This is a genomic window from Alloalcanivorax venustensis (genome assembly GCF_047495515.1).
Taxonomy (GTDB): domain Bacteria; phylum Pseudomonadota; class Gammaproteobacteria; order Pseudomonadales; family Alcanivoracaceae; genus Alloalcanivorax; species Alloalcanivorax venustensis.
On record NZ_CP179934.1, the window covers coordinates 3,086,092 to 3,098,287 of the forward strand.

Below are 12,196 nucleotides of genomic sequence, written 5' to 3' on the forward strand. Positions count from 1 at the left end.
GATCCCAGAGCCCTCTCTAACGGCAGCACCAACAGCGTCTCTGGCATCCTGCCGGCCGGCTTTGCCCGCCTTTCGCTTGCAAGCAAGCTCCCACAAGCCCGCCCCCACAAACTCCGGCAAAGTTGTGCCGGGGCCGGCGTTGCTCTATGTTTGCCACCGCTTCAGGTGTACGGGAAGCCGGTGAAAGGCCGGCGCTGCCCCCGCAACGGTATGAGGTAGCCGTTACCACAACGCCACCAGGCACGTCCTGGGAAGGCGGTAACGGCGCCACCCCTCGAGCCCGGAGACCGGCCTGTCGCCACTGGCGCGCCCCCGCCGACCACGGCCGGGGCGCACCCCATGTACGGAGGGTGCATCGGGAGGACAATACTATGCATACCCACCCCCTTAAGCTGGCTTTGGCCATGGCTTGCCTGTACGGGCCTGTTACTCAGGCCGCTCAGTCCGACAACGATGAGACCGACAATCTGCTCACCCCGGTGGAGGTCACCGGTTCGCGCACCGCCAGCGTGGCGCGGGAACTGCCCACCGGCACCCTGATCCTGGACCGCGACACCATCGAGGCAATGCCCGCCAACAATCTGGCGGACGTGCTGGACACCCTGGGCGGCGTCCAGGTGCGCCGCAATTTCGGCATCAACGGCGCCCGCGCCACCATTGATATGCAGGGCTTCGGCGCCAACGCCACCTCCAACACCCTGGTGCTGCTCAACGGCCGCCGCTACAGCAACGTGGACCTGTCCGGCCCGGACATCGCCTCGATCCCGCTGGCGGCGATCGAGCGCATCGAAGTGCTGCCCGGCGCCGGCGCGGCGCTATACGGCAACGGCGTGGTCGGCGGCGCGGTCAACATCGTCACCCGCGAGCGCTACCGGAACCAGGCCGGCGTGGAAGTCACCGGCGGCAGCTTCAGCACCACCGGCGGCGGTCTGTGGGCCACCGGCCACCATCAGGACGAAGGCGGCGGCGACAACCACACCAGCGCCGCCGCCTCGGTGCAGGCCCTGCACAGCGACGGCTACCGGGAGAACAACGACCTGCAGCAGCGCAACGCCTTCGCCGACCTGCGCACCCGCCGCGACGACCTGACCTTCTACCTGACCGCCACCGGCGAGCGCCAGAACCTGGACCTGCCCGGCGGCCGCACCGTCAACCTGGCCACCGGCGAGAACCTGTTCGAGGACGATCCGGACGGCGCCAACACCCCCTATGACTGGGCCGACCAGGACACCGTCACGGTGATGCCGGGCATGAACGTGCGCATCGGTGATCACAGCCGCCTGCATCTGGATTTCTCCGGTCGCCGCAAGGAGCAGAGCTACTTCTTCTACTTCCCCGGCTTCTCCACCTACGGTGAAACCGACGTGGACAGCTACAGCGTCAACCCGCGCTTTACCAGCCAGTTCCGGGCCGCCGGCCTGACCCACAACACCACGGTGGGCTGGGATTTGTACGACTACCGCCTGGAGAACCGCAGCGCCGCCGGCAAAGGCGACATCGGCGACCCCACCAGCACCAAGGACCTGGACCAGCGGCAAACCGCCTGGTATTTCCACGATGTGATGACCCTGGACCGCTGGTCGTTCACCCTGGGCGCGCGTCGCCTGGACGTGGACACCGAGACGGAAACCACCGGCTTCGGCGCCGGCGAGGGCGAGGACAGCCAGGACGCGGAAATGTACGAAGGCGGCGTGCGTTACCACTTCGACGGCGGCCTGGACGTGTTCGCCGGTGCCCAGCGCAGCGTGCGCATCGTCAACGCCGACGAAATCACCCCGGACGACGAACTGCTGGAGCCGCAAACCGGCGAGCAGTACACCCTGGGCGCCAGCTGGCAAAAAGGCATCCAGACCTCGACGCTGACCGCCTGGCAGGGGCGCTTCGACAACGAAATCGTCTTCAATCCTTATGCCGGCGGCTTCGGGTCCAACGTCAACCTGGAAGACCGCACCCTGCGCCGTGGCGTGAGCCTGAACAGCCGCTGGCGGCTGGACCGCGACCTCACCCTGGTGCTCAACGGCACCCTGCAACGGGCCGAGTTCGACGAGGGCGAATGGGAAGGCAACGACGTGCCGCTGGTGTCGCGCCAGCTGTTCTACGCCCAGGCCAACTGGCAGGCGCTGCCCTGGCTGGAGCTGTCCCTGGCGCACCGCTACGTGGGCAAGCGCCGCTTCGACAACGACCAGCCCAACGACTTCCAGCAGATCGACAGCTACCGGATGACCGACCTGGAGGCCACCGCCCGTTATCAAAATGCCTACTTGCGCATCGGGGCCTATAACCTGGAGGATGAACTGGCGGCGGATTACGGCGTCAAAGCCACCAACAACCTCAGTTATAACGCCTACCCCCTGCCGGAACGGCACTACCGGGTAAGCCTGGGAATGGAATTCTGACCATGAGCGACGGCAAGGACGACAAAACCCGCATCAACCGGGTGATCACACGCAGCGGCGACGACGGCCGCACCGGCCTGGCCGACGGCAGCCGGATCGCCAAGGATCATCCGCGCATCCAGGCCCTGGGTGCGCTGGACGAGCTGAACAGCGGCCTGGGCGTGCTGCGCGCCCGGGCCCTGGACGACGATCTGGACGCGTTGCTGGAGCGGATTCAGCACCTGCTGTTCGATCTGGGCGGCGAACTGGCGGTGCCCGGCACCGTCACCCTCACCGACGACGATCTGGTGGAAGTGGAATCCCAGGCCGACATGCTCAACGCGGAACTGGCGCCGCTCAAGGAATTCGTGCTGCCCGGCGGTCATCCCGACGCCGCCTGGTGCCATCACTGCCGCACCGTGGCCCGGCGCGCCGAACGGGACCTGATCGCGGTCGGCGACGACGACCAGGTCAACCCGGTCAGCCGCGCCGTGCTCAACCGCGTCGGCGATTTGCTGTTCGTGATGGCCCGCGCCATCAACCTGCGTACCGGCACCGATGAGCCGCAATGGGTGCGTCGCCAGGATCGTTAACGGCGATGTCGTACTCCTGCAGGCACCGCAGGTTGTTCTTCAGCCAGTGCTGAAAACGGCGGCGTAGCTCTTCGTCGCTGGGCACCGGCACCTGTATCCATTCGCAGCGTTGACGCACGCCCAGCCGGAACGCTTCGAACGCGCCGTGCCGGCGCATGGAAAACCATTTCTTTTGCCCGCGCTGCGCGGTCACCGACACATTGATGCCCTTGGGCTTTTGCCGACGCGTGACGGTGATGCCGATGATACCGAAGCTGTTGTCCCGCGCTTTCAATGTATTGAGCTCGTTGACGGCGACGCGCCTTAATCGGGGCGGCGTGCCCAGGGTGCCCTGGCGTTTCAAGGCGCGCATCTGGGCGTCCCGCCAGGCCACGGCGGCGTCCAGGGCAGCCTGCTTATTGTGGTAGCGGTTGTCGCGGAAGCACTTTCTGAACTGCCGCTTACGCCCCTTTTCGTCCACATAGGGCAGCGCGCACCACCAGAATCGGCAGGCTTCCTTTCTGTAAATATACCGGTATTGATTCCCCGTTTTTTTATTCTGAATATCATCCATTTTTAAAAATTTCCTTATTATTGGGGCGATTTTTCTGTCCCCTTTTTTATTGGTTTTTATTGCGCGGGAAACCTAGCATTACCCTGACATTAACTTCCACATTAATTTGGCTAATGAGACAGACCCGGTGGTCATATATAGGGGGCGCTTGCGATTTTGAAAGAATGTGCAAGGCGCTGGGTCGCGGGGCCGGCAGGGCTTAGACTGGCGGTTCCGTTATTCTGGCGAGGTCCGCCGGCCGACCATGGGCATACGCAACAAGCTTTTCCTCACCTTTCTCGGCACCTTCGTGGTGCTGATCGTGGCCGCCAGCGGTTTCTATTTCTTTGCGTTCGAGCAGAGCCTGCGCAAGTACATCGACGAGCGCCAGCAGGCCCAGGTGGAGCGCCTGGCCGACCACCTCGGCGTGCTGTACGCGCAACGGGGCAGCTGGGACTTCCTGCTCAGCGACCCGCGGGTGCTGGGCCGGCTCTACTGGCTGGCCGGCGACCGCAACACCGACACCGAGCCGGGCAAGCGGGACCGCCGCGACGCGCCCCGCCATCTGACTCTGCTGACGGCGGACCGGCGCCCGTTGATCGGCCCGCCGCCGACGCAACAGTTCAGCCGCCTGGTGCCGATCCGCACCGACAACGATCTGGTGGGCTGGCTGGCCTACCCCGACCAGGAAGCGATCCGCGACAAGCTTGACCGGCGCTTCCAGGAGCGCCAGCTCAATTTCGCCGGCTGGATGGCTCTGGTGGGCCTGGCCCTGTCGCTGCTGGTGTCCTGGCTGCTGGCGCGCCACCTGGTGGCGCCGGTAACGGCACTCAGCGCCCACACCCGCAAGCTGCGCGAAGGCGACTATCAGACCCGGCTGGGCAGCCGGCGCCGCGACGAGCTGGGGGATCTGATCCGCCATGTGGACAGCCTGGGCGAGCGCCTGGACCAGGGCCAGAAAGCCCGCCAGCGCTGGTTTTCGGACATCGCCCACGAGCTGCGCACGCCGTTGTCGGTGCTGCAGGGCGAGCTGGAAGCGGTGGTCGACGGCGTGCGGCCGCTCAACCACGAGACCATCGCGGCGCTGGAATCCGAGGTGCGTCAGCTCACCCATCTGGTCAGCGACCTGCATGACCTGGCCCTGGCCGACGCCGGCAACCTGCGCTATCACTTCACCGCACTGGATCTGGACACGCTCTGCGAGGACGCCGTGGACGCGGTGCGCCCGGCGTTCGGCCGCCGGCGCATACGCCTGCGCACCGACCTGAGCCCGGCGCGGGTCAACGGCGACCCGGTGCGCCTGCGCCAGCTGCTGGACAACCTGCTGCAGAACAGCCTCAAGTACACCGACGAAGGCGGCGAGGTGCACCTTACCCTGGGCAGCGACGGCGACGACTGGCGCCTGACCCTGAACGACAGCGCCCCCGGCGTGCCCGATGACGCCCTGCCGAAACTGTTCGATCACCTCTACCGGGTGGAAAGCTCGCGCAACCGCCAGACCGGCGGCGCCGGCCTGGGGCTGGCCATCGCCCGGCGCATCGTCGAGGCGCACGGCGGCACGATGGAAGCGGACCATAGCCCCTTGGGGGGTCTCAGAATCACGGTGCGGTTGCCATTGTAGGAGCGGGCCTCGCCCGCGAAAGGGAGCGAAGCTCCCGGCAGGATTCCAGAGAGGCTGTTTGTACCGCTGTTAGAGAGGGCGCTGGAATCCTGCCGGGTGGCTTATAAGCCACCCTTTCGCGGGCGGGGCCCGCTCCCACAAGTCTTGCTCCCACAAGGTGGGCTTCCACAGCGAATGAAAGGAACGGAACATGGCGAAAATACTTATCGTCGAGGATGAGCCCCGGTTGGCGCAATTGCTGGCGGACTATCTGCGCCACAGCCATTTCGAGCCGGAGCAGACCGGCAGCGCCGCCGACGCCGAGCAGCGCGTGCGCGACGGCGACTTCGACGCGGTGCTGCTGGACCTGATGCTGCCCGACGGCGACGGCATGGAAGTGTGCAAGGCGATCCGCCGTTTCTCCCAGGTGCCGATTCTGATGATCACCGCCCGCGTGGAAGAGGTGGACCGCCTGCTGGGCCTGGAGATCGGCGCCGACGACTACATCTGCAAGCCGTTCAGCCCCAGGGAAGTGGTGGCGCGGGTCAAGGCGGTGCTGCGCCGCGCCGGTAACGCCGCCCAGCCCCCGGCCGAGGGCGGCCTGGCCCTGGACCGGCACCGTTTCGAGGCGGTCCACGACGGCGCCCGGGTGGCGCTCACCGCGATCGAATTCGAGCTGCTGGCGGCGTTGTCCCGCCAGGCCGGGCGCATCTGGACCCGCGACCAGCTGATGGACGTGATCTACTCCGACCACCGGGTGGTGTCCGACCGCACCATCGACAGCCATATCCGCAAGTTGCGGCGCAAACTCAGCGAAGGCCTGACCGGCGACCACGACTGGATCGGCAGCGTCTATGGCGTCGGTTATCGATTGCAAAATCCTGATGAAGAAGCTTGAACCGTTTCGTCTCCCCGCGCGAGGGTGAACCCCGCAGCGGTTGTTTCCACATTCGCTGCATACTGGCTGCACAATGTCAGTCCAATCTGTAAGGGAATCCGGGGCAACCCGGAACGTCATCACTCAAGGAGCAAGACGATGAAAAAACTGATGATTGTCACGCTGACCCTGTTCTCCGCCGCGGCCTTCGCCGGCTCACCGATGGAAAAAGGCGCCGACCGCCACGTTCAGAGAATGACCCAGGAGCTGAACCTCAACGAGGAGCAGCAGCAGGAAGTGCGCGAAATCTACCGTGAGAAAGGCGAAGAGATGCGCGAACTGCACAAGGAGACCCAGGAAGAGATCCGCGACGTGCTGAACGACGAGCAGCGCGCTCAGTACGATCAGCACCAGAAAGACCGTATGGAAAAATGGCAGGAAAAGAAGGAAAAGTGGAAAGAGCGCCACGGTAATAACTGATAGCGCCCTCTCTTTTCTTCAAAAAAAACCCGGCCTCAGGCCGGGTTTTTTATGCCACAGCATTTCCGTTACAACAGGGCGCGCCGCATGTCGCCGAGCAGGCCACTGAGGTAGGTGGTGAAGCGCGCGGCGTCGGCGCCGTCGATCACCCGGTGGTCGTAGGAGAACGACAGCGGCAGCATCAGCCGGGGCTGGAAGGTATTGCCGTCCCACACCGGTTTGGTGTCGGACCGGCTGACCCCCAGAATCGCCACCTCCGGCCAGTTGACGATGGGCGTAAAGGCGGTGCCGCCGATGCCGCCCAGTGACGAGATGCTGAAGCTGGCGCCCTTCATATCCGCCGGTGACAGTTTGCGGTCGCGGGCCTTGGCCGCCAGCTCACCGATTTCCGTGGCGATCTGGCTGAGCCCTTTCTTGTCCGCGTCGCGCAGCACCGGCACCACCAGACCGTTGGGCGTGTCCACGGCGATGCCGATGTGCACATAGTCCTTCAGGATCAGCGCTTCACCGGACGGTTCCAGCGAGCTGTTCACCCTGGGGAATTTGCGCAACGCCCGCGCGCAGGCCTGCACCAGAAACGCCAGCATGGTGAGCTTGACGCCCTCTTTTTCCAGCGCCTTGTTCTGGCTTTTGCGGAACGCTTCCAGCTCGGTGATATCCGCCTCGTCGAACTGGGTGACGTGGGGAATGGTGACCCAGCTGCGATGCAGATTGCGGGCCGCCACCTTGCGCAGCTTATTGAGCTCTTCCCGTTCCACCGGACCGAATTCGCTGAAGTCGATCTCCGGCAGATCCGGCGCGCCGGCCCCGCCGGCGGCGGCCGGCTGTTCCATGCGCTGCTTGATGTGCGCGTGCACGTCCTCCTTGAGAATGCGGTCCTTGGGACCGCTGGGCGGCACAGCACCAAGGTCGACGCCGGTTTCCCGGGCCAGCTTGCGCACCGCCGGACCGGCGTGGACGTTCCTGGACGGCCGGCCGGCCGCGGCGGCGCCGGATTTGGCCGGGTGCTCGCCGATGCCTCCGGAATCTTTACCGACCCCCGCGCCTGAATCCTGGGCGGACGTTTCAGAGGGCTGGGAGGCTTTTTCAGAGGCTTCGCGGGCAGGCCCGCTCCCACCAGACCCGCTCCCACCGGGCTTGCTTTCACCAGACCCGCTTTCACCAGACTGTTTGCCGGCGGACTTGTCTTCGCCGGCCGTCGCTTCATCGGCCGTCTCTTCGCCACCGCCGGCGGTTTCCAGCACCATCAGCTCGGTGCCGGAGGTGATCTTGTCGCCGGTTTTCACCAGCAGCTTTTTCACCGTGCCGGCGGCCGGGCTGGGGATTTCCAGGGACGCCTTGTCGGATTCCAGCACCAGGATGGTCTGTTCCGCTTCCACGGTGTCCCCTTCGCTCACCGACAGCTCAATGATTTCCGCTTCGTCGATGTCGCCCAGGTCCGGGGCGGGGATGGTTTGTTCGCGGGTGCCGCCGCCGTCTTTTTTCGCCGGTTTCTCGTCCGCTTTCGGTTCGGCCTTCTCTTCCTTTTCGCCCTGCTCGTTGTCTCCGGACTGATCCTTTTCCGCCGCCGGCTCGTTTTCCGGTTCGTCGCCGGAGGACTGGTCGTCTTCGGCACCGCCGTCGCCGGCTTCGGTGTCCAGCTCCAACAGGGGGTCGCCTTCCTTGACCCGGTCGCCGGCTTTCACCAGCAGTTCGAGAACGGTGCCGGCTTTCGGGCACGGCACTTCCACGGACGCTTTGTCGGACTCCAACACGACAATGGTGTCTTCGGCTTCGACGCTGTCGCCTTTTTTGACGGACACCTCGATGACGTCAACAGGATCACTGCTGCCCACATCGGGTACCCGGATGGTTTCCTTGCTCATGGCAGGCTCCTTATGAGATCACCGGGTAGGGTTTTTCCGGGTCGATGCCGTATTTCTGGATCGCTTCCTTAACGGTGGCGGCGTCCACTTCGCCTTCGTCCTTGAGCGCGCTGAGCGCCGCCAGGACCACGAAGTAACGGTCCACTTCGAAGAAGTGCCGCAGCTTGGCGCGCGAATCACTGCGCCCGTAGCCGTCGGTGCCCAGCACCCGGTAGGGCGCTTTGATCCAGGGGCGGATCTGGTCGGCGTAGGCCTTGATGTAATCCGTGGAGGCGATCACCGGGCCCTGGCGCTTGTCCAGACACTGCTCGACCCAGGTGGGCGCGACTTTCATATCCGGCTTGAGCAGACGGTCGCGGTCCACGCGCAGGCCTTCGCGGCGCAGTTCGTTGAAGCTGGTGACGCTCCACACGTCGGCGGCCACGCCGAAGTCCTCGCGCAGCAGCTCCGCCGCGGCTTCCACTTCGCGCAGGATGGTGCCGGACCCGAGCAGCTGCACCCGCTTGGCTTTCTTGCCGCCCTTGCCCTTGCCTTCGCGCAGCAGGTACATGCCCTTGCGGATGCCTTCTTCGGCCCCCTTGGGCATGGCGCCGTGCAGGTAGTTTTCGTTCATCAGCGTCAGATAGTAGAAGACGCTCTCTTCCTCCTCGTACATGCGGCGCAGGCCGTCCTGCAGAATCACCGCCAGCTCATAGGCGTAGGTGGGGTCGTAGCTGACGCAGTTGGGCACCGTGCTGGTGAGCACGTGGCTGTGGCCGTCCTGGTGCTGCAGACCCTCGCCGTTGAGGGTGGTGCGCCCGGCGGTGCCGCCCAGCAGGAAGCCGCGCGCCTGGCTGTCGCCGGCGGCCCACCAGAAGTCCCCGGTGCGCTGGAAGCCGAACATGGAGTAATAGATAAAGAACGGAATCAGCGTGAAGTCGTGCACGCTGTAACTGGTGGCGGCGGCGATCCAGCCGGACATGGAGCCGGCTTCGTTGATGCCCTCCTCCATGATGCGGCCTTTCTTGTCTTCGCGGTAATACATCACCTGGCCGGCGTCCTCGGGCTCGTAGCGCTGGCCCTTGGACGAGTAGATGCCGAGCTGGCGGAACATGCCCTCCATGCCGAAGGTGCGCGCCTCGTCGGGGACGATGGGCACCACCCGATCACCGATGTTCTTGTCCTTCACCAGGGTGCTGAGCATGCGCACGAACGCCATGGTGGTGGAGATCTCTCGGTCGCCGCTGCCCTCCAGGAAGGATTCGAAGAACTCCAGCTTGGGAATGGTCAGCTTGTTGCTGGCGTGGCGGCGGCGCACCGGCATATAGCCGCCCAGTTTTTCCCGCTGCTCGCGCATGTAGCGCAGTTCGGGGGAGTCCTCATCCGGCCGGTAATAGGGCACGGTTTCCAGTTCTTTGTCGGTGAACGGCATGTCGAAGCGGTCGCGGAATTCCTTCAGGCTTTCCAGATCCATCTTCTTCATCTGGTGGGTCTTGTTGACCGCTTCGCCGGCGCCGGTGGCGTAGCCCTTCACGGTTTTCGCCAGGATCACCGTGGGCTGGCCGGTGTGGTTCACCGCCTCGTGGTAAGCGGCGTACACCTTGAACGGGTCATGGCCGCCGCGATTGAGGCGGTAGACGTCCTCATCGCTCATGTGCTCGACCATTTTCTTCAGCTCCGGGTACTTGCCGAAGAAATGCTCGCGGGTGTAGGCGCCGCCGTTTTTCTTGTAGGCCTGGTATTCGCCGTCCACCGCTTCGTCCATGCGGCGGCGCAGCAGACCTTCGGAATCCTTCTCCAGCAGCGGGTCCCAGAGCCGGCCCCAAACCACCTTGATGACGTTCCAGCCGGCGCCGCGGAACAGGCTTTCCAGCTCCTGGATGATCTTGCCGTTGCCGCGCACCGGCCCGTCCAGGCGCTGCAGGTTGCAGTTGACCACGAAGATCAGATTGTCCAGCTGCTCGCGGCCGGCCATGGACAGCGCGCCCAGGGATTCCGGCTCGTCCATCTCGCCGTCGCCGAGGAACGCCCACACCTTGCGCTTGCGGTCCGGAATCAGCTCCCGGTTCTGCAGGTACTTCATGATGTGCGCCTGGTAGATCGCCTGCATGGCGCCCAGGCCCATGGACACGGTGGGGAACTGCCAGTAATCCGGCATCAGCCAGGGGTGCGGATAGGACGACAGCCCCTCGCCGTCCACTTCCCGGCGGAAGTTGTCCATCTGCTGTTCGGTGATGCGCCCCTCCAGGTAGGAACGGGCGTAGATGCCCGGCGCCGAGTGGCCCTGGAAATAGACCAGGTCGCCGGGGTTGTCCTCGTGGGGGGCTTTGAAGAAGTGGTTGAAGCCGACGTCGTAGAGCGTGGCGGAGGACGCGAAGGTGGCGATGTGGCCACCCAGTTCGTCGTCGTTGTCCTTGTTGGCCCGGATCACCATCGCCAGGGCGTTCCAGCGCACCAGGGAACGGATGCGTCGTTCCATGTAGATGTCGCCGGGAATCGGGGCTTCGTCCTTGGGGCGGATGGTGTTGAGGTAGGGGGTGTCGAGGTGGGTGCGGATAACGCCCTGTTCCTGGGCTTCATTGGTGAGGGTTTCCAGCAGCCAGCCGGCGCGTTCGGGCCCCTCCTGTTCCAGCACCGATTCCAGTGCCTCGAGCCATTCCCGGGTTTCTTCCGGGTCCACGTCTTCGAAGAAGTTTCTGTTGTGCATGGGCGCGCGTCCTTTTTCGCAGTGCCTAGCCGGCGCGGGATCGCCGCGACAGCGGGGTAAACGACGGAAACGGCGCGGGGTATATAGGCCGTCTCGTCACCCGATCATAGCAGCAAGAACGGACAGCTTCATGTCCATGAAGGTCGCGGGTTCGAACGGTAGGGGCAGACTGCTTGTGGGAGCGGGCCTCGCCCGCGAAAGGCAAGCTCTGCTTGCCGGCAGGATCCCAGAAAGGTGGTTTGTGCCGCCTTTAGAGAGGGCTCTGGAATCCTGCCGGGCGGCCCAGGAGGCCGCCCTTTCGCGGGCAGGGCCCGCTCCCACAATGCTCGCTCCAGCTAGGTGGGCAACACAGCCCAGAGCGCGGCGAAAATAAGCCACACCGCTAATGCGCGGAGCATCAGCTCCTGGAGGGCTTCGAGGCGGTTGACGCCGGCCTGGAAGGCGGGCTCGTTGCTGTCGGCGTCGCCGCCGAGGGCGGCGTCGGCGGCCAGGGTAAGCAGGCCGCGGCTGTCGTCGAGGCGCCAGATGCGCCCGCTCACGGCCTGGGCGACCATGCCGAAATGCCCCACCAGGGCCAGGGCCAGGGTGGTCAGCCGCGCCGGGATCCAGGCCAGGGCGATGTCCAGGCTGCGGGCCCAGTCGCTGTGCTCCGGATGACGGCGCAGCCAGGCCCGGTTGAGCACGAACAGCAGCGCCGCGCCGAAGCCCAGCACCGTAACCCAGAACAGCACCGCGAACAGATCGCCGGCGCGCAGCACGAAGCGGTCGGCCAGATCATTGAACCAGGCCCGCTCGCTGTCCGGGCCGTCATCCAGCGGCCCGGTGTCGAACGCCCGGGCGGCGCTGCCGGCCAGGGCGTCGCGGTCGTTCATGCGCCCGCGCACCAGCAGGGTGTCCATGCGCCGGAACTCGCTCTCCACGCCGATCAGCCAGAGCAGCAGCCCGCCGCCCAGCAGCAGGGTCAGCAACGCGCCCACCGGGCCGCACAGCCAGCTGAACAGCAGCGCCACCAGCAGTGTCGGCAACGCCACCGCCAGCCACCAGGCCAGCGCGCCGCCGCCCGGCGACAGCCGATCGATAAAGCGCTGATGGCGCTCCTCGCGGGTCAACCAAAGCGGCCAGCCGCCGTCACGACGGCGCAGGGCGAGCACGAGCAGAATAACGAGTAGTTTCATACTCTCGTTTATA

Annotated in this window: 9 protein-coding genes and 1 riboswitch; of the genes, 5 read left to right on the forward strand and 4 right to left on the reverse strand. The window is 65.2% G+C overall.

Annotation, left to right across the window (positions count from 1 at the left end; genetic code table 11):
- Positions 1 to 146 precede the first annotated feature (146 nt).
- Positions 147 to 311, forward strand: a riboswitch (cobalamin riboswitch).
- Positions 312 to 371: 60 nt separating this feature from the next.
- Together ACMG4O_RS14480 and ACMG4O_RS14485 are read left to right on the forward strand one after the other, a co-directional pair.
- Positions 372 to 2,396 (forward strand): TonB-dependent receptor domain-containing protein, encoded by a 2,025-nt coding sequence (locus ACMG4O_RS14480; protein ID WP_414434035.1) that lies wholly within the window; start codon positions 372 to 374, stop codon positions 2,394 to 2,396.
- Positions 2,397 to 2,398: 2 nt separating this feature from the next.
- Positions 2,399 to 2,968 carry a cob(I)yrinic acid a,c-diamide adenosyltransferase gene (locus tag ACMG4O_RS14485; protein ID WP_370209784.1) on the forward strand — a complete coding sequence of 190 codons (570 nt, stop codon included), beginning with the start codon at positions 2,399 to 2,401 and terminating at the stop codon, positions 2,966 to 2,968.
- On the opposite strand, the gene ACMG4O_RS14490 is transcribed toward ACMG4O_RS14485, so the two are convergent.
- Positions 2,913 to 3,521 carry a hypothetical protein gene (locus ACMG4O_RS14490; protein ID WP_414434036.1) on the reverse strand — a complete coding sequence of 203 codons (609 nt, stop codon included), beginning with the start codon at positions 3,519 to 3,521 and terminating at the stop codon, positions 2,913 to 2,915. The genes ACMG4O_RS14485 and ACMG4O_RS14490 overlap by 56 nt on opposite strands.
- Before the next feature lie 244 nt (positions 3,522 to 3,765).
- Between ACMG4O_RS14490 and ACMG4O_RS14495 the strand changes: the two genes are divergently transcribed.
- From ACMG4O_RS14495 to ACMG4O_RS14505, 3 genes are all read left to right on the forward strand, one after another.
- On the forward strand, positions 3,766 to 5,121 hold the full coding sequence (locus ACMG4O_RS14495; protein WP_414434037.1) for an ATP-binding protein: 1,356 nt from the start codon (positions 3,766 to 3,768) through the stop codon (positions 5,119 to 5,121).
- 190 nt (positions 5,122 to 5,311) lie between these two features.
- Positions 5,312 to 5,998 carry a response regulator gene (locus ACMG4O_RS14500; RefSeq protein ID WP_142948076.1) on the forward strand — a complete coding sequence of 229 codons (687 nt, stop codon included), beginning with the start codon at positions 5,312 to 5,314 and terminating at the stop codon, positions 5,996 to 5,998.
- Positions 5,999 to 6,136: 138 nt separating this feature from the next.
- The gene (locus tag ACMG4O_RS14505) at positions 6,137 to 6,457 is read left to right on the forward strand and encodes a Spy/CpxP family protein refolding chaperone (protein WP_414434038.1); all 321 of its coding nucleotides are present in this window, start codon (positions 6,137 to 6,139) and stop codon (positions 6,455 to 6,457) included.
- A 68-nt stretch (positions 6,458 to 6,525) separates the two neighbouring features.
- Here ACMG4O_RS14505 and ACMG4O_RS14510 read toward each other — a convergent pair whose 3' ends face one another.
- The 3 genes from ACMG4O_RS14510 to ACMG4O_RS14520 all read right to left on the reverse strand — a co-directional run bounded on the left by ACMG4O_RS14510 (position 6,526) and on the right by ACMG4O_RS14520 (position 12,183).
- Complete coding sequence (locus ACMG4O_RS14510; RefSeq protein ID WP_414434039.1) at positions 6,526 to 8,322, reverse strand: dihydrolipoyllysine-residue acetyltransferase; 1,797 nt, start codon at positions 8,320 to 8,322, stop codon at positions 6,526 to 6,528.
- Positions 8,323 to 8,332: 10 nt separating this feature from the next.
- Positions 8,333 to 11,008 (reverse strand): pyruvate dehydrogenase (acetyl-transferring), homodimeric type, encoded by a 2,676-nt coding sequence (aceE, locus tag ACMG4O_RS14515; protein WP_414434040.1) that lies wholly within the window; start codon positions 11,006 to 11,008, stop codon positions 8,333 to 8,335.
- A gap of 335 nt (positions 11,009 to 11,343) precedes the next feature.
- On the reverse strand, positions 11,344 to 12,183 hold the full coding sequence (locus ACMG4O_RS14520) for a hypothetical protein (protein WP_414434041.1): 840 nt from the start codon (positions 12,181 to 12,183) through the stop codon (positions 11,344 to 11,346).
- Positions 12,184 to 12,196 lie beyond the last annotated feature (13 nt).